22 protein-coding genes are annotated in these 25,511 nt (G+C 67.8%); 14 read left to right on the forward strand and 8 right to left on the reverse strand.

Translation table 11 applies throughout. From position 1 onward, the window contains the following. Positions 1–6: 6 nt before the first annotated feature. Positions 7–1,227, reverse strand: coding sequence for a helix-turn-helix domain-containing protein (locus ACQR03_RS09805; RefSeq protein ID WP_316193204.1), 1,221 nt, complete (start codon positions 1,225–1,227; stop codon positions 7–9). Positions 1,228–1,313: 86 nt separating this feature from the next. Between ACQR03_RS09805 and ACQR03_RS09810 the strand changes: the two genes are divergently transcribed. Both ACQR03_RS09810 and ACQR03_RS09815 read left to right on the forward strand, forming a co-directional pair. Then, complete coding sequence (locus ACQR03_RS09810; protein ID WP_316201226.1) at positions 1,314–2,075, forward strand: DUF899 domain-containing protein; 762 nt, start codon at positions 1,314–1,316, stop codon at positions 2,073–2,075. Positions 2,076–2,092: 17 nt separating this feature from the next. Then, entirely contained in the window at positions 2,093–2,380 is a 288-nt protein-coding gene (locus tag ACQR03_RS09815) for a hypothetical protein (RefSeq protein ID WP_434841350.1), read from the forward strand. Between the two features lie 307 nt (positions 2,381–2,687). Here ACQR03_RS09815 and ACQR03_RS09820 read toward each other — a convergent pair whose 3' ends face one another. From ACQR03_RS09820 to ACQR03_RS09840, 5 genes are all read right to left on the reverse strand, one after another. Then, positions 2,688–3,473, reverse strand: a complete 786-nt coding sequence (locus ACQR03_RS09820; protein WP_434841349.1) for an ABC transporter ATP-binding protein — start codon at positions 3,471–3,473, stop codon at positions 2,688–2,690. After that, positions 3,470–4,243 carry an ABC transporter permease gene (locus tag ACQR03_RS09825; RefSeq protein WP_434841393.1) on the reverse strand — a complete coding sequence of 258 codons (774 nt, stop codon included), beginning with the start codon at positions 4,241–4,243 and terminating at the stop codon, positions 3,470–3,472. The genes ACQR03_RS09820 and ACQR03_RS09825 overlap by 4 nt, the downstream gene beginning before the upstream one ends. A 215-nt stretch (positions 4,244–4,458) precedes the next feature. Next, on the reverse strand, positions 4,459–5,403 hold the full coding sequence (locus ACQR03_RS09830) for an ABC transporter substrate-binding protein (protein ID WP_316225946.1): 945 nt from the start codon (positions 5,401–5,403) through the stop codon (positions 4,459–4,461). A 128-nt stretch (positions 5,404–5,531) separates the two neighbouring features. After that, entirely contained in the window at positions 5,532–6,269 is a 738-nt protein-coding gene (hutC, locus tag ACQR03_RS09835) for a histidine utilization repressor (protein ID WP_434841348.1), read from the reverse strand. After that, positions 6,266–7,624 carry a formimidoylglutamate deiminase gene (locus ACQR03_RS09840; RefSeq protein ID WP_316193199.1) on the reverse strand — a complete coding sequence of 453 codons (1,359 nt, stop codon included), beginning with the start codon at positions 7,622–7,624 and terminating at the stop codon, positions 6,266–6,268. Before ACQR03_RS09840 ends, hutC begins: the two co-directional genes overlap by 4 nt. Before the next feature lie 87 nt (positions 7,625–7,711). Between ACQR03_RS09840 and hutI the strand changes: the two genes are divergently transcribed. The 10 genes from hutI (at position 7,712) to ACQR03_RS09890 (ending at position 19,974) form a co-directional block, all read left to right on the forward strand. Next, the gene (hutI, locus tag ACQR03_RS09845) at positions 7,712–8,926 is read left to right on the forward strand and encodes an imidazolonepropionase (RefSeq protein ID WP_316172538.1); all 1,215 of its coding nucleotides are present in this window, start codon (positions 7,712–7,714) and stop codon (positions 8,924–8,926) included. Then, positions 8,923–10,470, forward strand: coding sequence for a histidine ammonia-lyase (hutH, locus tag ACQR03_RS09850; protein WP_434841347.1), 1,548 nt, complete (start codon positions 8,923–8,925; stop codon positions 10,468–10,470). The genes hutI and hutH overlap by 4 nt, the downstream gene beginning before the upstream one ends. A 9-nt stretch (positions 10,471–10,479) precedes the next feature. Continuing rightward, positions 10,480–12,150 (forward strand): urocanate hydratase, encoded by a 1,671-nt coding sequence (gene hutU, locus ACQR03_RS09855; protein WP_316172536.1) that lies wholly within the window; start codon positions 10,480–10,482, stop codon positions 12,148–12,150. Between the two features lie 84 nt (positions 12,151–12,234). Continuing rightward, on the forward strand, positions 12,235–13,281 hold the full coding sequence (gene bchI, locus ACQR03_RS09860; protein ID WP_315714289.1) for a magnesium chelatase ATPase subunit I: 1,047 nt from the start codon (positions 12,235–12,237) through the stop codon (positions 13,279–13,281). Further along, positions 13,278–15,017 (forward strand): magnesium chelatase subunit D, encoded by a 1,740-nt coding sequence (locus tag ACQR03_RS09865; protein ID WP_434841346.1) that lies wholly within the window; start codon positions 13,278–13,280, stop codon positions 15,015–15,017. Before bchI ends, ACQR03_RS09865 begins: the two co-directional genes overlap by 4 nt. Positions 15,018–15,149: 132 nt before the next feature. Next, on the forward strand, positions 15,150–16,118 hold the full coding sequence (locus ACQR03_RS09870; protein ID WP_434841345.1) for an alpha/beta fold hydrolase: 969 nt from the start codon (positions 15,150–15,152) through the stop codon (positions 16,116–16,118). Between the two features lie 33 nt (positions 16,119–16,151). After that, the gene (gene bchO, locus ACQR03_RS09875) at positions 16,152–17,057 is read left to right on the forward strand and encodes an alpha/beta fold hydrolase BchO (RefSeq protein ID WP_434841344.1); all 906 of its coding nucleotides are present in this window, start codon (positions 16,152–16,154) and stop codon (positions 17,055–17,057) included. Positions 17,058–17,108: 51 nt separating this feature from the next. Next, positions 17,109–18,647: a phytoene desaturase gene (locus ACQR03_RS09880; RefSeq protein ID WP_434841343.1), complete on the forward strand. Its 1,539-nt coding sequence runs from the start codon at positions 17,109–17,111 to the stop codon at positions 18,645–18,647. Continuing rightward, positions 18,644–19,684 carry a phytoene/squalene synthase family protein gene (locus ACQR03_RS09885; RefSeq protein WP_316225953.1) on the forward strand — a complete coding sequence of 347 codons (1,041 nt, stop codon included), beginning with the start codon at positions 18,644–18,646 and terminating at the stop codon, positions 19,682–19,684. The genes ACQR03_RS09880 and ACQR03_RS09885 overlap by 4 nt, the downstream gene beginning before the upstream one ends. Before the next feature lie 146 nt (positions 19,685–19,830). Further along, positions 19,831–19,974 carry a hypothetical protein gene (locus ACQR03_RS09890; protein WP_315714295.1) on the forward strand — a complete coding sequence of 48 codons (144 nt, stop codon included), beginning with the start codon at positions 19,831–19,833 and terminating at the stop codon, positions 19,972–19,974. 614 nt (positions 19,975–20,588) lie between these two features. On the opposite strand, the gene ACQR03_RS09895 is transcribed toward ACQR03_RS09890, so the two are convergent. Both ACQR03_RS09895 and crtD read right to left on the reverse strand, forming a co-directional pair. Continuing rightward, the gene (locus tag ACQR03_RS09895) at positions 20,589–21,293 is read right to left on the reverse strand and encodes a hydratase (RefSeq protein ID WP_315827723.1); all 705 of its coding nucleotides are present in this window, start codon (positions 21,291–21,293) and stop codon (positions 20,589–20,591) included. 155 nt (positions 21,294–21,448) lie between these two features. Continuing rightward, the gene (gene crtD, locus ACQR03_RS09900) at positions 21,449–22,978 is read right to left on the reverse strand and encodes a 1-hydroxycarotenoid 3,4-desaturase CrtD (RefSeq protein ID WP_434841342.1); all 1,530 of its coding nucleotides are present in this window, start codon (positions 22,976–22,978) and stop codon (positions 21,449–21,451) included. A 123-nt stretch (positions 22,979–23,101) separates the two neighbouring features. Here crtD and ACQR03_RS09905 point away from each other — a divergent pair, with 123 nt between their 5' ends. Together ACQR03_RS09905 and ACQR03_RS09910 are read left to right on the forward strand one after the other, a co-directional pair. Beyond that, positions 23,102–23,971, forward strand: a complete 870-nt coding sequence (locus ACQR03_RS09905) for a polyprenyl synthetase family protein (RefSeq protein WP_434841341.1) — start codon at positions 23,102–23,104, stop codon at positions 23,969–23,971. Positions 23,972–24,307: 336 nt separating this feature from the next. Then, complete coding sequence (locus ACQR03_RS09910) at positions 24,308–25,453, forward strand: methyltransferase (protein WP_316186763.1); 1,146 nt, start codon at positions 24,308–24,310, stop codon at positions 25,451–25,453. Positions 25,454–25,511: the final 58 nt, after the last annotated feature.

A 25,511-nucleotide genomic window follows, 5' to 3' on the forward strand; every position in this document is an offset into this window, starting at 1 on the left:
CGAACGCTAATCGAGCGACGACCACGCCGGGAGTAACAAGCTGGTCGCGAATGCCGGCACCACCGGACAGGTCCAGCGCTGCGCGCGGCCGCGGCCGAACGACTGGACCTTGCCGGACAGAGCGAGCGCGTCGAGCGCGCGCTGCATCGTGCGCTGGCTGGCGCCGAGCGCCAGCGCAAGGCCGGAGCTCGACCACGCCTCGCCGTCGGCGAGGCAGGCGAGCACGGGCGCATTCTCGTCCTCGATCGGCTGTGCCAGTACGACGACGCGGCGGCCATCGCGCGGCAGCAGGGCAAAGCCGTCGCGCGTCGCATTGACGTCGGCCATGTCTTTCAAGAGCCGGCGCAAGCGCCCGATCTCGACACGCAAGCGGGCGCGATGCGACTCATCGGCTTCCTTGCCGCGGAAAGCCGCGGCGATCAGCTCCGATCGCGAGACATCATCGGGCGTCGCCTCCGCCAGCCTGCGGGCGAGAGCAAACAACACCGGACGCCGCGCCAACGGCACGACGAGGCTGCCCTGGCGCACCACGAGCCGGCAGGCATCGACGATCAGGCCGTCGGATCGGAAGAGCGCTTCGACCTCATCGAGCTGCAGCAGCCGTTGCTCGCCTCCTCGGATCAAGCGAGCGGCCGGCGCGGACAGCGTGGCCGCGAGCCGCTCGACCTCGGCTTGCAGCTCCGGACTCCGCGTCCGCCAGGCCATGGCTCCGGCCCGCTCGAGCGCCGCCTGCGCCGCCTTGGTCTGCAGGCGGCGCAGCGCCAGGCCGGCGACGATCAGTTCATAGATGGTGCGCGCCGCCGGCTGCAGCGGCGAGGGATCGAGATCGGCGAGCCCCCGCTCGGCGTCATCGAGGTGGCCGATGAGGACCATGCGCCGGATTTCGAGGCTCCGCGCATAGGCGGCATTGGTGCGGTCGCCGTGCTGCTCCAGCGTTGCGCGCGCCTCGGCCAGCGCTTTCGTCGGCCATGACAGATCGCGCGCCGCCAGCGCGATCTCGGCCTCCGCCACGGCGCAGCGGGCGCGCGCCATGGCCGCCTTCGGGCCGAAGCTGCGCGCGGCCTGGCGCAGCAGCGCCTTCGCCCTGATGACATCGCCGAGCCTGGCCATCGCGATGCCGCGCAGCGCCAGCGCCGGCGGATCGTCGCGCAGCGCGACGCGATTGAGCGCGCCGAGCGGATCACCCGCGGCCAGCGCCTGTGCCGCCGCCGAGATCAGCGAGTCCATGCAAATCCCGCCACACTTGTCACTCCGCATTCCTCCCGCGGCGATCCTAGTCTCAGATGCGGTCAACACGCAAAAGGAACACCGACATGACCATGCATCTCACCGGAACTCGCGAAGACTGGCTCAAGGCACGCCTCGATTTGCTGCAGGCCGAGAAGGAGTTCACCCGCCGCGGCGATGAACTGGCGCAGCGTCGCCAGGCCTTGCCCTGGGTGCGCGTCGATAAGGCCTATCGCTTCGATACCGAGGAGGGGCCTGCCAGCTTGCCCGATCTGTTCCAGGGCCGCTCGCAGCTGCTCGTCTATCACTTCATGTTCGGCCCCGACTTCCAGGCCGGCTGCCCGTCCTGCTCGATGATCGCCGACGGCTTCAACGGCTTCCAGGTCCATCTCGCCAATCACGACGTGATGCTGTGGGCGGTGTCGCGCGCGCCGCTGGCGAAGCTCAGGGCCTACAAGAGCCGCATGGGCTGGAGCTTCCCCTGGGCGTCGTCGGCGAGCAGCGACTTCAATTTCGACTTCAACGTCGCGATCACCGAGGAGCAGCAGCGCCAGGGGGGCAGCGAGTACAACTACCGCACCAGCCCGCCGATGAAGCCGTCCGACGTCCCGGCCATGGTGGCGGAAGTCGCCGCCGGCACCGGCACGGACGGCGCCACCTTCATGCGCGACCGCCCGGGCATGAGTGCCTTCATTGTCGAAGACGGCGTCGTCTACCACACCTATTCGAGCTACGCCCGTGGCCTCGATGGGCTGTGGGGCGCCTATCAGTGGCTCGACCGCGCGCCGAAGGGCCGCAACGAGCAGGGCGTGTGGTGGCGCCGCCGCGACGAATACGCGGCGCGCTGAGAGCAGGGAGCGAAGCCATGGCGTTCGTCCCGTCCAAGCGGCGCGTGATGCCGGACCTCGCTGAGGCACTCCGCTTTGCTGCGGCGCCGACCTTCGCGTTGATGGCGGTGCTGAACGCCATGGCCCGCGACGGCCGGACAGATATGATCTGCTCGGCGATGCCGGCGGGCGCGCCGCTCGGCGACATGACGGTCATGTATCTGCTGATGAGCGCGTTTCACTTGGTGCCGTGGCTGAAGCGGATGCGGCGGAGCCGGCCGAGGGCGAGGTCCGCCGGGGCTCGATCGCAGCAGCCTTTGAGTTAGTTCGGCGTCGACCAGCGTTGGTTGCCGAGAGAGACCCCTCACCTGAGCGAGCCCGCGGGTGGGCCGGCGATGCCCTCTCCTACAAGGGGCGAGGGCGCTGTATCGGGCAGTCTTGTCGCGGCGATCGTTGGGAAAGTACTGCTCGCCATTCGAGCCTGCGCAGGGCCAGTTACTGCGCCCTCTCCCCTTGTGGGAGAGGGCATGTAAGACAGCGCGGCACACTCACTTGGGTGAGGGGTATGTTTCCGCAAGCATCACCGCCAGTTTGAGCGCACAGTTAAACACCGCGCACCGCGACAGCGCGGCGTCACGCCTCCGCGGCCACCTTCAGCGCCTCGGCCCGGATCTCCTCCACCAGCCGCTCCTTCAGCGCGACGAACTCCGGCGACGTCTTGATCTTGTAGGAGCGGGGATGCGGCAGCTCGATCTTGATGTCGGCCTTGACGCGGCCGGGGCGGGCGCTCATCACCAGCACGCGGCTGCCGAGGAAGATCGCCTCCTCGATGTCGTGGGTGACGAACAGCACCGTCTTTTGGTCGCGCTCCCAGATGCCGAGCAGCATCTCCTGCATCAGCACGCGGGTCTGGTTGTCGAGCGCGCCGAACGGCTCGTCGAGCAGCAGGATTTTGGGATCATTGGCGAGCGCGCGCGCGATCGCGCAGCGCTGCTGCATGCCGCCGGAGAGCTGCTTGGGCCAGTGGTTCTCGAAACCCTCAAGGCCGATCTGCTGGATGAAGCGGTCGGCGACGGCGTTGCGCTTGTCCTCAGGCACGCCGCGCTCGCGCAGGCCGAAGGCGATGTTCTCACGCACGGTGAGCCAGGGAAACAGCGTGTAGGACTGGAACACCATGCCGCGATCGGCGCCGGGGCCTTCGACCTCGCGGCCGTCGAGCAGCACCTTGCCGCTCGTCGGATGGTCGAGCCCGGCGACGATGCGCAGCAGGGTCGACTTGCCGCAGCCGGAGGGGCCGAGGATGGTGACGAAATCGTTGTTGCCGATGGTGAGCGCGACCGGCTCCAGCGCGCGCGTCGGCGCGTGGCCCTGGCGGGCCGGGAAAATGCGGGTGACCTGATCGATGACGAGCGTGGTCATGCGAGCTTCCACGGGAACAGCCAGGCGTTGAATGCCTTGAACAGGAAATCCGAGATCAGCCCGATCAGGCCGATGATGATGATGCCGAAGATGATCTGTCCGGTGTTGAGTAGCGCCTGGCTGTCGGTGATCATGTGGCCGATGCCGGAGGACGAGCCGATCAGTTCGGCGACGATGACATAGGTCCAGGCCCAGCCGAGCACCAGCCGCAGGATCTCGGCAATCTCAGGCGCAGCCGACGGCAGCAGCACGCGCGCGATGATGCCGCGATCGCCGGCGCCGAGCGTGTAGGCGGCTTCGACGAGGTCGCGCCGCGTGTTGCCGACGGTGACGGTGATCATCAGGATGATCTGGAACACCGAGCCGATGAAGATGATCAGCAGCTTCTGCAACTCGCCGATGCCGGCCCACAGGATCAGGAGCGGGATGAAAGCGGAGGCAGGCAGGTAGCGCGCGAAGGAGACGAACGGCTCGAGGAACGCCTCGATCGGCTTGTAGGCGCCCATCAACAGGCCGAGCGGAACGGCGATGACGGCCGCGAGCACGAAACCGCCGACGACGCGCCAGACGGTCATGCCGATGTCGGTGAGGAAGCCGAACTTGGTGAGCAGGTCCCAGCCTTCGCGCAGCATGGTCAGGGGATCTGCCAGGAACGCCTTCGGTACATAGCCGCCAAACGTCGCCAGCGACCACGCTGCGACGAACACGACGAAGAAGGCGAGGCCGAGCGCTGTTCTTGACCTGGCGCTGACGGGATCGAGAGGACGGATCACGGATCGGGCTTTCGTGTTGGGTGCGGCCCGCGAGGGGGCGCGGGCCGCTGATGTTAAGTTGGCTTCGGAATACGCTGCTCAATATCGGGCGGGATGCCTCAACACCGTCATTGCGAGGAGCGAAGCGACGAAGCAATCCAGAGTCTCACGCCGGGTCCTGGATTGCTTCGCTTCGCTCGCAATGACGGATCGTGCGGGGCACGCTTCAGCGCCTACTTGATGAAGCTCGCATCATACAGATCCTCGATCTTCGGGATCTGCTTGATGATGCCGACCTCGAGCAGGAGCTCGGCCGCCTCCTTGTTGAAGGTCTTGAACTCCGTCTCAAAGAACTTCTGGCTCGCGGCCTTGTCCTGCCAGCGCAGATACTTCGCGGAGTTGCCGAACTGCTCAGCCGTCTGCTTCACGTCGGCACCCATGATCTCATAGGCCTTGGCCTGGTCCTTGGCGATCATGTCCAACGCCTCGAAATAGCTGTCGGCGAGCGCCTTGGCGGCCTTCGGATTCTCGGACAGGAACTTCGGTGTGCAACCGAAGGTGTCCATCACCATCGGATAATCCAGGGTGGTGGCGATGATCTTGCCCTTGTCGGGAGCGGCGCGCACCGTCGACAGATACGGCTCGTAGGTCATCGCCGCGTCGTTCTGGCCGGAAACGAAGGCCTGCGCGGCCGCGGCCGGCTCCAGGTTCACGATGGTGACGTCCTTCACCGTGAGGCCGTTCTTCTTGAGCATCCAGGCCAGCCCGAAATAGGGCGAGGTGCCGGGCGCGGATGCTGCGACGGTCTTGCCCTTGAGGTCCTTGATGGAGGCGATGTCGTTGCGCACGGCCATGCCGTCGGCGCCGTAGCTCTTGTCGAGCTGGAAGATCTGCTTGGTGGCGACGCCGTTGGCGTTCCAGGAGATCCAGGTCTCGACCGTGGTCGCCGCGCACTGCACGTCACCGGCGGCGATCGCGAGGTGGCGGTCCTTCTGCGGGATCTTCTTGATGGTGACGTCGAGGCCGTTCTTCTTGAAGATGCCGGCTTCCTTCGCCAAGGTCAGCGGCGCAAAACCGGTCCAGCCGGAAATGCCGATACCGACCTTGACGTCGTCGGCATAGACGGTCGTCGAGGCCAGGAGCGCGGCCGTTACTGCGAGTAGCCCAAATCTGCGCATCGTCATCGTCCTTTGCTGTGAGAAGAAAGCCCTTCGTGCGGCTCGCAGCCGTGATGGCTGCGATCTCCGCTCATCTCTGTAAGCGTGCTTGCAAATCCCATGCTCAGTTCGGGCGCGCGTGAGCTGTCTCATTCGCTGCCCCTGAACCGCGCCACGAGGCGATGCTGCTCTCCGGGATAGATCAGCCTGACAGCCGTGAGCGGCTGTCCCTTGCGCCAGGTGTGACGCTCGATCACGAGGCAGGGTGAGCCGACCGCGATGTCGAGGCCTTCGGCGATTGCGTCGTCGGCGACGATGGCGCTGATCGCGTGCTCCGCCTCGGTCCAGGGCACGTGATGCAGCAGCCAGGAGCCCGGTGGATCGATCTTGAAATTGGCCTTCGCGGCATCGGGTACGGCGTCGAGATCGATCAGCCGGTCCTCGATCGCGAACGGGACGTTGTCGGCGCTGTGGCGGCAGCGGATCGCGATGACCTTGCACGGTGTCTTGACGCCGAGGCGCTCACGATCGGCGGCGTTGGCGGTGCGGCGCGTCGATGAGATCAGTTCATAGCCATAGGCGCGGCCGAGCGCGCTGATCTCGGCGCGGATGTCGGGGATCTTCAGCACCGCCGACAGGAACTGCGGACGCCGCACGAACGTGCCGGCACGGCGGCGCCGCTCGATCAGGTCGGCCTGGGCGAGCTCCGATAGTGCCTTGTTCACGGTCATGCGTGAGCAGCCGTAATGCTCCATGATCTCGTGCTCGAACGGGATGCGGTGGCCGGGCGGCCATTCGCCGGTGAGGATGCGGCGCTCGATGTCCTGCCGGATCGTCTTGTAGAGCGTGCCGGCTCCCGGCTTGGCGCTGTCATCGGCGAGGCTCATGCGAGCAGCCTCCGCACCGCCGTGTTAAAGCCGCGCCTTGCCGCCTCGCGCGACCGATGATGGCCTCCCTGCACGACCTTGGCGCCGCCGGCCCAGACACAATCGATGGCGCCGTGCGACGTCGCGAAGATCCAGCCGTCGAGCAGCGCATCGCGCGTTCGCCCTGCGAGCGACGGATGCGACAGATCGAGCGTGAGGATGTCGGCGCGGCCGCCGACCTGCAGGCCGGCGAGCGGTTGCGCCAGCGCCTGTGCGCCGCCAGCAAGAGCGGCATCCAAGAGCGTGCGGCCTGTCGACGCATCCGGACCTGACGTCAGCACGTTGCGCTCACGATGCGTCAGCCGCTGGCCGTATTCGAGCTGGCGCAACTCGTCGCTCACGCCGACCAGCACGTTCGAGTCGGTCCCGACGCCGATGCGCCCACGCGCGCGCAGATAGTCGCGTGCCGGGAAGATGCCGTCGCCGAGGCTGGCTTCGGTGACCGGACAAAGGCCCGCCGTCGCGCCGCTCCTCGCAAGCGCCGCCGTTTCATCCGCCGTCATATGCGTCGCGTGGATCAGGCACCAGCGATCGTTGAGGTCGTGATGATCCAGCAGCCATTGCACCGGGCGCTGGCCGGACCAGGCGAGGCAGTCCTCGACCTCCTTCACCTGTTCGGCGGCGTGAATGTGGATAGGGCCACCATCGGCGAGCGGCAGCAGCGCGGCCAGTTCATCCGGCGCCACCGCGCGCAGGCTGTGCGGCGCGATGCCGAGATTGGCGCCATGAAGCGAGCTGATTGCCTTGCGGGAGGCCGTCAGCAGTTTGGCGAACTGATCGATATCGCAGATGAAGCGCCGCTGGCCGTCATGCGGCGCCGCGCCGCCAAAGCCGCCATGCGCGTAAAAGGTCGGTAGCAGGGTCAGGCCGATGCCGGATGTCTGGGCCGCCGCGGCGATGCGCACCGCCATCTCGGCGACATCGGCGTAAGGCGTACCGTCGCGATCGTGGTGCAGATAATGGAATTCACCGACCCGCGTGAAGCCGCGCTCCAGCATCTCGACATAGAGCAGGACCGCGACCGCCTCGACATCCTCGGGGCGCATCGACAGGGCGAAACGGTACATCGTCTCGCGCCAGGTCCAGAACGTATCCGTCGAGTGGCCGCTGATCTCGGCAAGCCCGGCCATGCCGCGCTGAAACGCGTGGCTGTGCAGGCTGGCGATGCCGGGGATCGCGACCTCATGTTGCTCGTCGTCGGAGGTCGGAGGCACGCCGGCGGATACCGACTCGATTGCGCCATTGCTGATGACGACCTGCACGTCCTCGGCCCACCCCCTGGGCAGAAGCGCGGATGCGAAGTGCAGTGACGCCATGATCGATAAGCCCGCTGGACAGGACGGCGGAGCTAAGTTTATGTATAGACATATCGCCCGTCAAGCTTTCGTGAAGGGGGAGGCAGCATGGCCCAGCGTTTCGACCGGATCTGGCAGAATGCGCGGCTCGCGACCTTGTGCGAGGGGCAGCCGGGCCTCGGCGTGATCGAGCAGGGCGTGATCGCTGCACGCGATGGCCGCATCGCCTTTGCCGGTCCGCAATCGGAGTTTCCGGCAGATGGAGATGCGCCCGAGCGCATCGATTGCGAGGGACGCTGGATCACGCCGGGTCTCGTCGACTGCCACACCCATCTTGTCTTTGGAGGCGACCGTGCGCACGAGTTCGAGCTGCGGCTCGCCGGCGCGAGCTATGAGGAGATCGCGCGTGCCGGCGGTGGCATCGTGTCCACCGTCGCGGCGACGCGCGCCGCCAGCGAACAGGAATTGATCGCCCGCGCGCTGCCGCGGCTCGATGCGCTACTCGCCGAAGGCGTCACGACGATCGAGATCAAATCCGGCTATGGCCTGGAGGCCGCGACAGAGCTGCGACAATTGTCCGCAGCCCGCGCGCTCGGCAGCCAGCGGCCGGTCAGCGTGCGCACCAGCTTTCTCGGCGCGCATGCGTTGCCGGTCGAAGCCGGTGGCGACAAGGACCGCTACATCGACCTCGTCTGCAACGAGATGCTGCCGGCGGTTGCCAGGTCAGGCCTCGCCGATGCGGTCGACGCATTCATGGAAAATATCGCTTTCTCCGCTGCGCAGACATCGCGCGTGTTCGCTGCGGCCAAGGCGCTCGGCCTGCGGGTCAAGCTGCATGCCGATCAGTTGTCGAACCTCGGCGGCGCCGCGCTCGCGGCCGAGTTCGGCGCGCTGTCGGCCGATCATCTCGAGCACACCGACGAAGCGGGTGCTGTTGCGATGGTGCGGAGCGGCACGGTGGCGGTGCTCCTGCCTGGCGCGTTCTACTTCATTCGCGAGACGCAGAAGCCGCCGGTCGAGCTGTTTCGCAAGCACGGCGTAAAGCTCGCGCTGGCGACCGACTGCAATCCGGGCTCGTCGCCGCTGACCTCGTTGCTGCTGACCATGAACATGGCGGCGACCTTGTTCCGGATGACGGTCGATGAATGCATCGCCGGCGTCACGCGCGAAGGCGCCCGGGCCTTGGGCTTGCTGGCCGAGACCGGCACGCTGGAGGCCGGCAAGTGGTGCGATCTTGCGATCTGGGACATCGGCCGTCCCGCGGAGTTGGTCTACCGCATGGGCTTCAACCCGCTGCACCGGCGCTTGTGGAGAGGCCAATGAGCGCGATCATCGCAGAGCCCGGCCACGTCAGCGTCGATGATCTTGTGCGCGTCTACACCGGCGCGTCGCTCACGCTGGATTCGGCGTATTGGCCGCGTGTCGAAGCGGCAGCAGGGATCGTGGCGAAGGCGGCGCAGGGCGCCGAGCCGGTCTATGGCATCAACACCGGCTTCGGAAAGCTGGCCTCGAAGCGCATCCCGCCTGACCAGACGGCCCAGCTCCAGCGCAATCTCATTCTCTCGCATTGCTGCGGCGTCGGCCCCGCGACGCCTGAGCCGGTGGCGCGGCTGATGATGGCGTTGAAGATCATCTCGCTCGGCCGCGGCGCCTCTGGCGTGCGCTGTGAGATCATCGAACAGTTGCAGGCGATGCTGGCGCGCGGCGTATCGCCCTTTGTGCCGCAGCAGGGCTCGGTCGGCGCGTCCGGTGATCTCGCGCCGCTCGCGCACATGACCGCGGTCATGATCGGCGAGGGGCAGGCCTTCGTCGAGGGCCGGCTCGTGCCGGGCCGCGAGGCGCTGGCGCGCGCCGGCCTCACGCCGGTTACGCTCGGGCCGAAGGAAGGGCTGGCGCTGATCAACGGCACGCAGTTCTCGACGGCCTATGCGCTCGCCGGCCTGTTCCACGCCCATGACCTACTCAACGCCGCGCTGGTGACCGGCGCGCTGTCGGTCGATGCTGCGATGGCCTCGACAGCGCCGTTCCGGCCCGAAATTCAGGCGCTGCGCGGTCATCCCGGCCAGATCGCAGCCGGCCGCGTGCTCACCGAACTGCTCGACGGCAGCGCCATCCGGCTGTCGCATCTCGAAGGCGACGAGCGCGTGCAGGATCCGTATTGCCTGCGCTGCCAGCCGCAGGTCGCCGGCGCCGCGCTCGATCTGCTGACACAGGCCGCGCGCACGCTGGTCACCGAGGCCAATGCCGTCACCGACAATCCGCTGGTGCTGGCCGAGACCGGCGAGATCATCTCCGGTGGCAATTTTCACGCCGAGCCGGTGGCGTTTGCCGCCGACCAGATCGCGCTGGCATTGTCCGAGCTCGGCGCGATCAGCGAGCGGCGCATCGCGACGCTGGTCGATCCCGCGCTGAACTTCGGCCTGCCGCCGTTCCTGACGCCGGAGCCGGGCCTGAACTCCGGCTTCATGATCGCCGAGGTGACGGCCGCGGCGCTGTTCGCCGAGAACAAGCAGCGCGCGCTGCCGTGCTCGATCGACTCGACGCCGACCAGCGCCAACCAGGAAGACCACGTCTCGATGGCTGCACATGCGGCGCGCCGGTTGTACGACATGGCCGACAATCTCGCTGCTATCATCGGCATCGAGCTGCTCGTCGCCGCCCAAGGCATCGAGCTGCGAGCGCCGCACGGCACCAGCGCGGCGCTGTCTGCTGTCATTGCCGCGCTTCGCGCGCATGTGCCGGCGCTGGTGCGCGACCGCTACATGGCCGACGATCTCGCCAAGGCGGCCGCGCTCGTCGGTGGCGGTGTGCTGGCCACGGTTGCAACGCATGCACTCGGACGCGATCCGTTTCCCAAGCTTGGATGAGAGGGACCCATGAACCGACGCCTGGACAACGAACGGGTGATCCGCGCTCCCCGTGGCAGCGACATCAGCGCCAAGAGCTGGCTCACCGAAGCGCCCTTGCGCATGCTGATGAACAATCTCGATCCTGATGTGGCGGAGAAGCCGAGCGAACTGATCGTCTATGGCGGCATCGGCCGCGCCGCGCGCGACTGGGGCAGCTTTGATCGCATCGTCGCCTCCTTGCGCAAGCTCGAGGCGGATCAGACGCTGGTTGTGCAGTCGGGCAAGCCGGTCGGCATCTTCCGCACCCATCCGGATGCGCCGCGCGTCCTGATCGCCAACTCCAACATCGTGCCGCATTGGGCGACGCTCGATCACTTCAATGCGCTCGATAGAATGGGCCTGATGATGTACGGCCAGATGACGGCCGGCTCCTGGATCTATATCGGCAGCCAGGGCATCGTGCAGGGCACCTACGAGACATTCGTCGAAGTCGGCCGCCGTCACTACAACGGTGATCTCTCCGGCAAGTGGATTCTGACCGCGGGCCTCGGCGGCATGGGCGGCGCGCAGCCGCTTGCGGCGACCATGGCCGGCGCCTCGATGCTCGCCGTCGAATGCCAGCCGAGCCGCATCGAGATGCGGCTGCGCACCGGCTATCTCGATCGCCAGGCCACGACGCTAGACGAGGCGCTGGCGCTGATGGCCGACGCCGCGACGACCAAGAAGGCGGTGTCGGTCGGCCTGCTCGGCAATGCCGCCGAGATATTCCCCGAGCTCGTGCGTCGTGGCGTGCGGCCGGATATCGTCACCGACCAGACCAGCGCGCATGATCCGATCAACGGCTATCTGCCGAAGGGCTGGACTCTCGCAGAGTGGGAAGCCAAGCGTGCTTCGGAGCCGAAGGCGGTCGAGCAGGCGTCGAAGACGTCGATGGTCGGCCACGTCCAGGCGATGCTCGACTTCCACGCCATGGGCATTCCGACGCTCGACTATGGCAACAACATCCGCCAGATGGCAAAGGACATGGGCCTCGCGAATGCCTTCGATTTTCCGGGCTTCGTGCCGGCGTATATCCGTCCGTTGTTCTGCCGCGGCATCGGCCCGTTCCGCTGGGCGGCGCTGTCGGGCGATCCGGAGGACATCTACAAGACCGACGCCAAGGTGAAGGAGCTGTTGCCGGACAACAAGCACCTGCACAACTGGCTCGACATGGCGAGGCAGCGCATCAAGTTCCAGGGCCTGCCGGCGCGGATCTGCTGGGTCGGGCTCGGCGATCGCCATCGCCTTGGGCTTGCCTTCAACGAGATGGTCGCCCGCGGCGAATTGAAGGCGCCGATCGTGATCGGCCGTGACCATCTCGATTCCGGCTCGGTGGCGAGCCCGAACCGCGAGACCGAGGCGATGAAGGATGGCTCGGACGCAGTGTCCGACTGGCCGCTGCTCAACGCACTGCTCAATTGTGCGAGCGGCGCCACCTGGGTGTCGTTGCATCATGGCGGCGGCGTCGGCATCGGCTATTCGCAGCATGCCGGCATGGTGATCGTCGCCGACGGCACGGCGGACGCTGCGCGGCGGCTGGAACGCGTGCTGTGGAACGACCCGGCGACCGGCGTGATGCGCCACGCCGATGCCGGCTATGAGGACGCCATCGCCTGCGCCGAGGCCAATGGTCTCGATCTGCCGAGCCTCGTCCGTTAAGCGCTGATGGGTTGAAGAGCGGCCCCTGATTGTGGTCTCATGCTGGCAACGCGGCGGGAACGCGTCGCGGCGCAGGGGACGCTCATGGGAATCGCCTTTCCGTTCTCGGCCATCGTCGGCCAGGACGAGATGAAGCTGGCGCTGATGATCGCTGCCGTTGATCCCAAGGTCGGCGGCGTGCTGGCCTTTGGCGATCGCGGCGCCGGAAAATCAACCGCGGTGCGCGCGCTCGCCGCGCTCTTGCCGCCGATGAGCGCCGTGATCGGCTGTCCCTATCAATGCGATCCGGCCGACGTCGCCGCGCAATGCGCCGCGTGTCGCGCGCGCTCCAAGCCAAGCGGCAAGACAAAGAAGCCGGCGGCGTTGAAGGCGCACCAGGTGCCGGTTCCGGTCATCGACCTGCCGCTCGGCGCCACCGAGGACCGCGTCGTCGGCGCGCTCGATCTCGAGCGTGCGCTGGCTCATGGCGAGAAATCATTCGAGCCGGGGCTGCTCGCTCGCGCCAATCGCGGCTTTCTCTATATCGACGAGGTCAATCTGCTGGAGGATCATCTCGTCGATCTCCTGCTCGACGTCGCCGCGTCAGGCGAGAACGTGGTCGAGCGCGACGGTCTCAGCATCCGCCATCCCGCCCGCATCGTGCTGGTCGGCACCGGCAATCCGGAGGAGGGCGAGTTGCGGCCGCAATTGCTCGATCGCTTTGGCCTATCCGTCGAGGTCAAGACGCCCAATGATCTGCCGACGCGCATCGAGGTGGTCAAGCGGCGCGATGCCTTCGAGACCGATCCCACCGCCTTCGTTGCACATTGGGAGAAGGAGGAGGCGAAGCAGCGCAAGCGTATCCTCGCGGGCCGTGAGCACATCGGAGCGGTCAAGGTCGCCGATCGTGAGCTCGAGCAGGCCGCACGCCTCTGCATGGCGCTCGGCACCGATGGCCTGCGTGGCGAACTCACCTTGATGCGGGCGGCGCGCGCGGTAGCGGCGCTGGAGGGCGCAAAGGCGGTCGATGACCGCCATCTGAAGACGGTCGCGCCGATGGCGTTGCGGCACCGTCTCAGGCGCAATCCGCTCGACGATTCCGGCTCGTCGGTGCGGGTCGAGCGCGCGCTCGACGAGCTGTTCGCGCCGTGAGCGATGGCGCCGCGATCTGGGCCGATGCGATGATCGCGGCCGCTCTGGCCGCGATCGACCCGTCCGCGTCGGTGCTGCTGCGTGCGGGCGCAGGTCCGGTGCGCGAGCAGTGGCTGGAGCTGTTGCACGAGCTGATGCCGCCGTCGACACCCTTGCGCAAGCTGCCGCCGTCGATCTCGGACGATCGCCTGCTTGGCGGCCTCGATCTCGCCGCGACGTTGCAGGCGGGGCGGCCGGTGCTGCAACGTGGGCTGCTCGCCGATGCCGATGGCGGCGGGCTGATCGCCGTGATGGCCGAGCGCATGTCGCGGTCGACGGTCACACATCTCTGTGTTGCCGTCGACACCGGGGCTATCAGCATCGAGCGCGATGGCATGTCGCTGCGCGCACCGGCTCGGCTCGGACTGATTGCGCTCGACGAGGGCATCGGTGATGAGCGCGTGTCGCCTGCCTTGGCCGACCGCCTGGCCTGCCATCTCGATCTCAGCAAAGTTGCGCGCGTCGATCTCGGCGAGAGCCTGTTCAAATCGTCGGACATCGCAGCAGCGCGTGCGCGGCTGCCGCAGGTCCGTTCGTCGGACGACGCGATCGCGGCGCTGACGATGACGGCCTGCGCGCTCGGCATCGACTCGCTGCGCGCGCCGCTGCTCGCCTGTCGCGTCGCGCGCATCGCAGCGGCCCTTGATGGTGAGGTCGAAGTCGCCGAAGCGCACATCGCCTGCGCCGCGCGGCTGGTGCTGGCGCCGCGCGCCACCCGGCTGCCCGCAGCGGATGACGAGACTGAGAACAGCGAGGCGCCGGAGCCCGAGAATGAGTCGGCCGAGAGTGAGGACGACGACCGCAGCGAGGACGGTTCGCTCGAGGATCGCGTGGTCGAAGCGGCGCAGGCGGCCATTCCAGTCGACCTGCTGAAGCGGCTGCAAGAGGAACGCGCGACCCGCGTCCGCAGCAGCAGCGTCAGCAAGCAGGGCACCGCTCAGAAGGTGCCGAAGCGCGGCCGTCCGATTGGCGCGCGTCGTGGTGAATGGCGCGCCGGCGCGCGGCTCAATGTGCTCGAGACCTTGCGCGCGGCAGCGCCGTGGCAGCCGCTGCGGCGGCGGACGCAACATTCCGACAAGAGCGGCCGGCTGATCGTGCACAAGGACGACATTCGGATCACCCGCTTCAAGCAGCGCTCGGGCACCACGACCATCTTCGTCGTCGATGCTTCCGGCTCCTCGGCCTTGCAGCGGCTTGCGGAAGTGAAGGGCGCCGTCGAGCTGCTGCTGGCCGAATGCTACATTCGCCGCGACGAGGTCGCGCTGATCGCGTTCCGCGGCAGGGGCGCCGAGCTGCTGCTGCCGCCGACGCGCTCGCTGACGCGCGCCAAGCGCAGCCTCGCGGCGCTGCCCGGCGGCGGCGGCACGCCGCTGTCGGCAGCGATCTTCGCCGCAACCGAGCTCGCGCTCGCCGTGAAGGCCAAGGGCCAGACGCCGACGATCGTTTTGATGACCGACGGCCGGGCAAATGTCGCGCGCGATGGCGGCGGCCGCAGCGAGGCCGAGGCGGAGGCGCTGGTGGCCGCACGGCAGCTCGCGCTGACCGGCATTCCGGTCGTGCTGGTCGATTCCTCGCCGCGCCCGCAGGACAAGGCCGCGCAGCTCGCCGGTGCGATGCAGGCGCGTTACGTCGCGCTGCCTCATGCCGATGCCGTACGGTTGTCGCAGGCCGTTATGGCGCAAGCCGGCCGCGGCTGATGGCGGTGGAACCCCCGGCGTCAAGCTGCGTTCGCAACGGCGACTGACAAGAGGATCGGTCATCGCTATGCTCACCCCTCGTATGGCAGCGCTTGCCTGCCGTCGCCCGATATCGTCACACAGGAGCACGCCATGCAGGTCGCCTCGACTACACAGAGTGATCATGCGGCTGACACGCGCGCTGTGACGATGCCGCCGCCGCTTGCAGCGCCAAGCTTCGAGCTCGCCGATCTGCGTACGGGCCGCATGACCTGCTATGGCGACGGCCCCGCCGCCCCGGCGGAGCAGCGGCCGCTGCTCTTGATTCACAGCGTCAACGCTGCGGCGACGGCCTACGAGATGAAGCCGCTGTTCGAGCACTACCGCCAGACGCGTCCGGTCTATGCGCTCGACCTGCCGGGCTTCGGCCTGTCGGACCGCGCCGACCGCATCTATACGCCGCGCATCATGACCGATGCGATTCTGCTCGCCACGAACGAAATTCGCCGCCGTCATGGCGACGTCGCGATCGACGCCATCGCGTTGTCGCTCGGCTGCGAGTTCGCCGCGCGCGCCGGCACCGAGGCGCCGAACCTGTTTCGCACCTTGGCGCTGCTCAGCCCGACCGGCTTCGATCGCCGCGCCGAGGCCGCGGCCGAGTCGGCGGGCACCAAGGACACGACCCGCGCCATGCCGTGGGTCCGCAACATCCTCAACGTCCCGCTGTGGAAGCACGGCTTCTTCACCCTGCTGACCTCGCGCGCCAGCATTCGTTTTTTCCTGCAGAAGACCTTCGGCCGCAAGGACATCGACGAGGGCCTGCTGGAGTATGACTACATCACGACCCATCAGCCCGGCGCCGAGAACGCGCCGTATTCGTTCGTCTCCGGCTATCTGTTCAGCACCAATGCCCTGAAGCTCTACCAGGCACTGGCGATGCCGGTCTGGATGGTGCATGGCGTGCGCGGCGATTTCGTCGACTATCACGGCAAGCACGCCGTCGAGGCTCTGCCCAACTGGCAGATCGAGGTGATGCAGACCGGCGCGATGCCGCATTTCGAACAGCTTGATAAAGTCGTCGCCAGCTACGATGATTTCCTGACGCGCGCGGCCGATCGTTGACGATGCCGGCGGCGTCCAACCGCGTGGGCCGGCATGAGCGACAAGCCGAACTGGAGCGTCGACGGCAGCGACTGGCCCAACCGCGCGGCCAGCCGCTTCGTCGAGGCCGCGGGCCTGCGCTGGCATGTTCAGATCATGGGCGAGGGGCCCGTTGCGCTGCTCGCCCATGGCACGGGAGCCGCGACCCATTCCTGGCGGGATCTCGCGCCGCTGCTCGCCAAGCACTTCACCGTCGTCGCGCCGGATCTCTCCGGCCACGGCTTCACCTCCACGCCGCATGGGCGGCGGCTGTCGCTCGACGGCATGTCGCGCGATCTCGCTGGCCTCTGCGAGAAGCTTGCGATCGCGCCTGAAATCGCGATCGGCCATTCCGCGGGCGCGGCGATCCTGACGCGCATGACGCTCGACAATCTCATCAGGCCGAAGCTGATCGTCAGCCTCAATGGCGCCTATCTGCCGTTCGGCGGCGCGGCCGCGCAGTTCCTGTCGCCGCTCGCCAAGATGATGGCGCTCAATCCGCTGGTGCCGCGGCTGTTCGCCTGGCGGGGCCGCGATCCGGCGGCGGTGCATCGGCTGCTGAAGGGCACTGGCTCGACGATCGACGCGACAGGCGAGCGGCTGTATCGGCGGCTGGTCGGCAGCCCCGGCCATGTCGGCGCCGCGCTCGAGATGATGGCGAACTGGGACCTGCATCCGCTTGGGCGCGAGCTGCCGCGGTTGAAGACCGCGCTGCTTCTGGTCGCGGCCGCGAATGACCGCGCCATCCCGCCAGACGTCGCGCGTCGCGTCCAGCGATTGGTGCCCCAGGCGCAGCTCGAACTCATTGAGGGCCTTGGTCATTTGGCCCATGAGGAGCAGCCGGCCAGGATCGCGGGCCTGATCGTCAACGCCGCCGAGCGCGCGGGCGTCCTTGCAGCGCAACAGGAAACGTCCAGTTAAGTTGACATTTTTGGCTGGCGAAAACGTCAATTTAGATTTACGCTTTCCTCCATGCTCGACGTCTCCACCATCAAGGCCGCTGTCCCGGCTGTGCTCGGAGACCGGCCGCATGCGGTCGTGGTCGGCTCCGGCTTCGGCGGCCTCGCCGCAGCGGTCCGGCTTGGTGCGCGCGGTTATCGCGTCACGGTCTACGAGCAGCTCGATGCGCCCGGCGGCCGCGCCTATGTGCATCGCCAGGACGGCTTCACCTTCGATGCCGGCCCGACCATCGTCACCGCGCCGTTCCTGTTCGAGGAGCTGTGGCAGCTGTGCGGTCGGAAGATGTCCGACGACGTCACGCTCAAGCCGATCTCCCCATTCTATCGCATCCGCTTCGACGACGGCACCATGTTCGACTGCTCGGGCGACCCGGCCGAGATGCGCGCCGAGGTGGCGCGGCTGGCACCCGGCGACGTCGATGGCTATGAGCGCTTCATGAAGGCGAGCGAGGCGATCTTCAAGGTCGGCTTCGAGGAGCTCGGCGACGTGCCGTTCTCGTCGCTGCTCGACATGGCCAAGATCGCGCCGGCGATGATCAAGCTGCAGAGCTTTCGCTCGGTCTACGGCCTCGTCTCACACTACGTCCGCGACGAGCGGCTGCGCGTCATCCTCAGCTTCCATCCGCTGCTGATCGGCGGCAACCCGTTTACGACCACGTCGATCTACTGCCTGATCGCCTATCTCGAGCGGCGCTGGGGCGTGCACTTTGCGATCGGCGGCACCGGCGCGCTGGTGACAGGGCTCGTCAGCCTGATCGAGGGGCAGGGCGGCCAGGTGCGCTGCTCGGCGCCCGTGGCCGAGATCACCACGAAGAACGGTGTTGCCACCGGCGTGCGGCTCGCATCCGGCGAGACGATCGCCGCCGACGTCGTCGTCTCCAACGGCTGCGCGGCCTGGACCTACAAGCATCTGCTGCCGAGCGTGCCGCGCCGGCGCTGGACCGATGCGCGCATCGACCGTGCGCGCTATTCGATGAGCCTGTTCGTCTGGTATTTCGGCACGAAGCGCCGCTACGACGATGTCGAGCATCACACCATCCTGCTCGGCCCGCGCTACCGCGAGCTGCTTGACGACATCTTTCGCCGCAAGGTGCTGGCGGATGATTTCAGCCTCTATCTGCACCGTCCGACCGCGACCGATCCGTCGCTGGCGCCCGCTGGCTGCGATGCTTTCTACGTGCTGTCGCCGGTGCCGCATCAGCAGAGCGGCATCGACTGGTCGGCGACGGCCGAGCCGTTCCGCCAGCGGATCGAGACCGCGCTGAGCGACACGCTGCTGCCGGACCTTGCCGGCCAGCTCGTTACGTCGCGGCTGCTGACGCCGGATGATTTCGAGCATCGCCTGTCGTCCTATCGCGGCGCGGCGTTCGGGCTCGAGCCGGTGCTGATGCAGAGCGCCTGGTTCCGGCCGCACAACAAGAGCGAAGAGGTCGAGCGGCTCTATCTGGTCGGCGCGGGCACCCATCCCGGCGCCGGCCTGCCGGGCGTGCTGTCCTCGGCGCGTGTGCTCGATGATCTCGTGCCCGCGCCGCATGAGCTGGAGCGGCGATGAGCTGGCAAACGGACATTGCGATCTGTCGGCGGATGTTGCGGGGCGGATCGAAGACGTTCTTTGCCGCCTCGAAAGTGCTGCCTCGCGCGGTCGGCGATCCCGCCGTCGCGCTCTACGCGTTCTGCCGCGAGGCCGATGATGCGATCGACGGGCCCCGCCGCCGCGTCGACGCCGTCGAGCTGCTGCACGAACGGCTCGACCGGATCTATCATGGCACGCCGGACGACAGTCCCGTCGATCGTGCGCTGGCCGGCGTCGTGGCGCAGTTCACGATTCCGCGCACGCTGCCGGAGGCGCTGCTCGAAGGTCTCGCCTGGGATGCGCAGGGGCGCCGCTATGAGACCCTGAGCGACGTGCTCGCCTATGCCGTGCGCGTCGCCGGCACGGTCGGTGTGATGATGTCGCTGCTGATGAACCGGCGTGAGGCCGAGACGATCGGACGCGCCTGCGACCTCGGCATCGCCATGCAGCTCACCAACATTGCCCGCGACGTCGGCGAGGACGCGCGCGCCGGCCGGCTCTATCTGCCGCGGCAATGGCTGCGCGAGGCGGGTCTCGATATCGAGACCTGGCGTGCCGCGCCGTTCTTCGACGACCGCATCGGGCGGGTCACGGCGCGACTGCTCGCGGTCGCCGACGTGTTCTATGCCCGCGCTTCTGCGGGCATCGCCGATCTGCCGTGGACCTGCCGGCCCGGCATCCATGCGGCGCGGCTGATCTATGCCGAGATCGGCCGCGAGGTCGCACGTGCCGAATTCGATTCGCTGTCGCGGCGCGCATTCGTCTCGATGCCGCGCAAGCTGCAGCTTCTCGGCAAGGCGGCGGTGATGTCGCTGCTGCAGGAGCAGCCGTCGCTGGCGCCGCCGCGGCCGGAGGCGCGCATTTTGATCGAGGCGGTCGTCGCGGCGGATGCGCAGCGCCCGCACGCGATCGCGCCGCCGCGCCGGACTGTTCACGATCGCGCGCTGTGGGTGCTCGATCTGTTCGAGCGCCTGGAGCGACGCGATCAGTTGCTGCGCTCGGGGCGGATGTCGTAGCGAGGCGAGGTCGTCGCCATCACGTATGAGACGACTCGCGTACGACGGTACGACCGCGTTGGCGCGACCCGTGTGGCTCGGCTGCGATGTCATGACACGCGAAGTCATGAGCTGGACACCAGGTGAGACGCGATGAGTGACGCGCCATGAGCGAGATGGGCGGCCTGCTCGAATTCGTCGTAGTCACCATGTGTGTGCTCGGCTGGCTCGTGCTCGAATGGCAAGGCCGCCGCCTCGACCGCCAGCGCGCCGAGCGCGAGGCCAGGGAGCGCGAGGCGGAGAAGCGGTAGGGTGGGGGAGGCGGATTCACGTCTCAAACAGCGATCGACATGGCTTCGCGTTCTCGCGGCAGAGGTTGCCCGAGTCTGCGATGATCTTGTCCCTCGCAAACAGTGCAGAGGGCGCAGGGAATGCCGGGTGAAGGCCTCACCCATGGCCCGCCTGCAGAAAAAATGCAGGCGGCAGGTACCACAGGCAAAGCCGATTCAACCGGCATTCCCTGCGCGACGGTCTTCACGCTTATACGCAGTCTCCCTGGTGCGCCGGGCTTGTTGGCCACCATCACCACGCGGCACATGAGCGCCATCGCGGCTTGATACCAGCGTCGGGGTATCAGGACGCTGCGACTTCACGTCCGCAAGACATCGTTCGTCGGCACCCTCGTCGAAGAGAATGCTGCGATCTCTCGCGGCCATCGCATCCCCACCTCGCGTGTCGTGACGATCGCGCGCTACGCCCCTCTGCGGTGAGGCGGGATGCGCGTAGACAATCATAATTTCAGATAAATAGCAAGAGATTTATTATTATCGGAATCTGTCTCGCCGCATTCCGCCGTCGTTCCGCGACCATTGCAGGTCCGCTGCGCTCGCCAGCGACTGCAGCCAACGTCGCCCCTGTCCCATCCTCACCACCGCGGCATCCGGAACGGCAGCATGGCCTGGACGATCGGCATCTGGAAGCGGTCGAGCGACAGGCTCTCATGCATCACCTCGACATCCTCGCCGTGCAGACGGGCGGCGAGATGGGAGCGCGCGTAGAACGGGGCGTCCTCCAGCGTGTTCACGACGCGCACCGGTGCGTCGGCGTCGGCGCGGGCGCTGCGGTCGACCCGCCACAGGGTCTTGCGCAAAGGCGCCTCCGTGAGCGGCGTGATCGATTCCAAACGGCCCGCGGGGTCGACGTGCAGCGCGAGCGACGTATTGGCGCCGTCGCGCGCGACCGTGTCATACGAGATCACGGTGCCGGTGCGCGTCGCCGCGCGCGACCATTGCCAGCTCTGGAAGTCGCGCTCCAGCGGCGCGTCGCCATGGTTGATGTCGAAATAGCCGTCGCCACGCCAGCGCAGATCGGGATGATCGAAATCGACCGACACGCGGCAGCATGGCGCGATCGGCTGCCAGCGGTGGCGTCCCTCGGCATCGAGCGTGAACGCGATCTCGTTCAGCGCCGTCGGCACGACGCGGACGCGACCGCGCAGCGGCAGCGGCCAGGGCACGCTGACCTCGCTGATCTCGATGGTGAGTTCGCGGCCGTTCCAGGCGAGGCTGCTCGGACCGAGCCTGAGGCTCGCAGGCTCACGCGTGAGCGCGCCGCGTCCGCGCTCGGTCATGGCCCAGCGCCGCGCGCGCGCGCCATAGAGCGCGACGTTGAGCGCACAGTGATTTTCGGGATCAGCCGCTCCCCGCCGCCGCGCCCACGCGTAGTACGGTGAGAACACGCTGCCGACGAAGGCAATGAGCGTAATGCCGAAGCGGCCGTCATCGCTCAGCGCGTCGACATACCACCACGCATAGCCGTGTTCCGGGACAAGGCGGTCGAAGCGAGGTCCGCGATCGCCCGTGCAGCGGCCATCCGGCCCGACAGCGCCGCCATCGGCACGCCCGGTCCCGGATGCGCGCTGCCCCCCGCCACGTAGAGCCCCGGCAGCTTCGTCGGCGCGCCCGGCCGCTGGAACGATGCCATCCAGCCGTGCGAGCTGCGGCCGTACAGCGCGCCCCCCGTGCCCGGAAACATCCGGTTGAAGTCCGTCGGCGTCGTCACGCGGGTCAATTCCGGCGTCGTCGCGATGCTGAGGCCGCAGCGCTGCAACAGGTCGAAGGTCTGGCGGGCACATTGGCTGATCTCCGAGGGAGCAAAGCTGTGATGGTCACCGGTGGCGGGGGCGTTGATCAGCACGAACAGCGGCTCGCTCGTCGCAGCCTCGCGCGGCTGGTCGTCGCGCGCCTGCGCGCAGACATAGACGGTCGGCTCCTGCGGCATCGTGCGACGGTCGATCAACTGCTCGAACTCGGCGCGGGAGTCGCGCGAGAAGAACACGTTGTGACGCAACAGCGGAAAGCCGTCGGCGCGCGCCATGCAGCTCCAGGTCATCGCCGAGAGCGAGCGCGCCGATTCCGGGATGGCGGGGAGGGCTCGCGCCGCCTCGGGTCCGAACAGGCCCTGCGCCAATGCCGCGACATCGGCGGTGGCGATGACGGCGTCGGCGGCGATCTGCTCGCCATTGGCGAGCTGCACGCCCGCAGCGCGGCCGGCGTTCGTCGCGATGCCGGCGACCTCGGCGTCATAGCGGATGGTGACGCCGTGGCGCCGCGCCAGCGCCGCGAGGCACGCGGCGAGCTCGTGCATGCCGCCGTCGATCAGCCAGACGCCGGACTGCTCGACATGAGCGACCAGCATCAGCGTCGCCGGAGCATGGAACGGCGACGAGCCGCAATAGGTCGCGTAGCGGCCGAACAATTGCTGCAGTCGGGCATCGCGGAAATAGCCGCCGAGCGCCTTCCACAGCGTCTGGAATGGGCGGATCGCGGTGAGGTCGCGAAAGCCGGCGGTGCGCAGCAGATGCGTCATGCTCGGCGCCGGCGTGCGGATGAAGGGATCCTTGAGCACCTCGAAGATGCGGCGGGCGTCGCGGCAAAAGGCGCGATAGCCCTCGGCCTCGCTGCGTCCGGCGAAATGGCCGATGGCGTCGGCCGATTGCTCCTCATCGGCGAACAGATCGAGCGTGCGGCGATCGGTCCAGGCGTGGCGAGCGAGAACGTCGAGCGGCGTCAGGGTGAGATGATCGTCGAGTGCGGTGCCGATCTCGGCAAATAGCTCGTCGAACACCCAGCGCATCGTGAACACCGTAGGACCGGAGTCGATGCTGACAGGTCCGATCGCGATCTGGCGCATCTTGCCGCCGGGCGCGGGCGCGCGCTCCAGCACCGTCACCTCGGCGCCGTGCGCGGCGAGCGTGAGCGCAGCGGCCAGCCCGGCGATGCCGGCGCCGACCACGATCAGGCGGGGATCGGCCATTTCCTCGCACCTCCCGTCCGCAGGACCTGACACGGGAAATGTCTAGCATGATTTACATTATGGGTGTAAGTTGTAATTTACATAAGCGAGGACCGGGTGGACCTCGCGGCAGGGGAGGCGGACATGGATGTGGTGGCCCGGATCGAGAAATCCCTCGTCGCAGCGGTCGCTTTGGCCGACCGGCCCGGATGTCCGCCGCGGCTGTCGGCGGCAATGCAGGCCGCAGTGTTTCCCAAGGGCGCGCGGGTCCGGCCCCGGCTCTGTCATGCCGTGGCCGCGGCCTGTGGCGACGACGAGCCCGCGGCGACCGACGCGGCCGGGTCGGCGATCGAGCTGCTGCACTGCGCCTCGCTGGTGCATGACGATCTGCCGTGTTTCGACAACGCGGCGCTGCGACGCGGGCGGCCCTCGGTGCATGCCGCGTTCGGCGAGCCGCTCGCGGTGCTCGCGGGCGACGCGCTGATCGTGCTCGCCTTCCAGACGCTGGCCAAGTCGCGCTGCTCGCCGCTGCGGCTGGCGCAGCTGATCGCGACCATCGGCGATGCCGTCGGCGTACCGCATGGCATCTCGGCTGGACAAGCCTGGGAATGCGAGCCGCAGATCGATCTGTCGCGCTATCACCGCTCGAAGACCGGCGCGCTGTTTGCGGCGGCCACCGTGTCGGGTGCCGCTGCGGCAGGGCATGAGAATCCGGAAGCGTGGCGCACGCTCGGCGAGACCATTGGCGAGGCCTATCAGGTCGCCGACGACATTCGCGATGCCGCCAGTGACGAAGAGGAGGCGGGCAAGCCCGTTGGCCAGGACGCCGCGCATGGCCGGCCCAACGCCGTGCTGATCTATGGGCTCACCGGCGCCGTCAGCTATCTGCACGATCTCGTCGCCGACGGCATCCGCACCTTGCCGCCCTGCGCCCACGCGCACGAGCTGCGCGTCCTGATGGAGCAGGAAGCCAAGCGCCTCGTGCCGCGCCGCCTGGCGGCGTCGGCGGCGTGATTGTTCGGCCGCATGGGATGGCGACGGTCTCACCACACGAGCGTTGCTCACCCTCCCCTGGAGGGGGAGGGTCGACGCGCGCGAAGCGCGCGGCGGGGTGGGGTGACAGCCCATCCGCGCGCGCAGTGCCGGTGATACCCCGCAGGCTTAGGCAGGCGCAGCGAAGAGCATCGGGACTCATAAGCACCAATTTCCGAGCCCACCCCACCCCGCCGCGCGCTTCGCGCGCGGCGACCCTCCCCCTCCAGGGGAGGGTGGGCACCTGCGTGTGTCGAGCCATTCGGACCAATCAACTGCGTCAGCCAGCGCAACCTTCGTGGTTGGAGCCCTAGCGCCATGCCCGGGGCCATCCGCCACAACGCGCCGGCGCCGGTCAGCTTCGGCGATCGCTGGCGCGGCTGGCGGGACGGGCTGCTGGCGAGTGCGGCGTTCCAGCGCTGGGCGGCGGCGTTTCCGTTGACGCGGCCGATCGCGCGCAAGCGTGCCGCGGAGCTGTTCGATCTCTGCGCCGGCTTCGTCTACTCGCAGACCTTGGCGGCCTGCGTGCAGCTCGATCTGTTCGAAGGCTTGCGTTCCGGCCCCCGCGATGTCGCGACATTGGCGTCGCGCGCGGCGATGGCCCCCGACGCGATGCTCAGCCTGTGCGAGGCGGCGTCCGCGCTTCAGCTGCTCGAGCGCCGCGGTGCGGCGCGCTACGGGCTCGGGCCGCTCGGCGCGGCGCTGCTCGGCAATCCCGGCATCGCCGCCATGGTTCGACATCACGCCGCGCTGTATGCCGATCTCACCGATCCCGTGGCGCTGCTGCGCGGACATGACCGCCAGCGCCGGCTCGCACAGTACTGGCCGTATGCGCTGGACAAGACCGGCGATGCGCTGACACCCGACAGCGTCGCGCCCTACACGGCGCTGATGGCGGCGTCGCAGCCGATGATCGCGGACATCGTCCTCGCAGCCTATCCCCTGAGCGGCCACCGTTGCCTGCTCGATGTCGGCGGTGGTGACGGCAGCTTCCTCGCCGCCGCCGCGCGGGCTGCGCCGCAGCTGCAGCTCAAGCTGTTCGATCTGCCGGAGGTCGCCGCGATCGCGCAGGAGCGTCTCGCCAAGGCCGGCCTGGCCGATCGCGTCACGACCACGGCCGGCAGCTTCTACGATGATGCGCTCCCGACCGGCGCGGACGTGATCTCGCTGATTCGTGTCGTGCACGATCACGACGACGACGCCGTGGCGCGGTTGCTCGCGAAGGTGCGCGCCGCCTTGCCTGACGATGGCGTGCTGCTGCTGGGCGAGCCGATGCGCGAGGCGGCCGGCGGGGCCGACGGCGTCAGCGCCTATTTCGAGATCTATCTCCGCGCGATGGGACAGGGGCGGCCGCGCAGCGCCGCCCGCTTGCGCGACCTGCTCCAGGCGGCGGGTTTTTCGCAGGTGCGAGTACTTCGTACGCGAATTCCGCTGATCGCAAGCGTGATTGTCGCGAAAAGCTGACACCCGGACTGTAAATAAATATTGACACTTCTTTCAGTCAGGCTAACCTGACACCCGT

It is taken from the genome of Bradyrhizobium sp. HKCCYLS3070 (assembly GCF_051167575.1).
Taxonomy (GTDB): domain Bacteria; phylum Pseudomonadota; class Alphaproteobacteria; order Rhizobiales; family Xanthobacteraceae; genus Bradyrhizobium.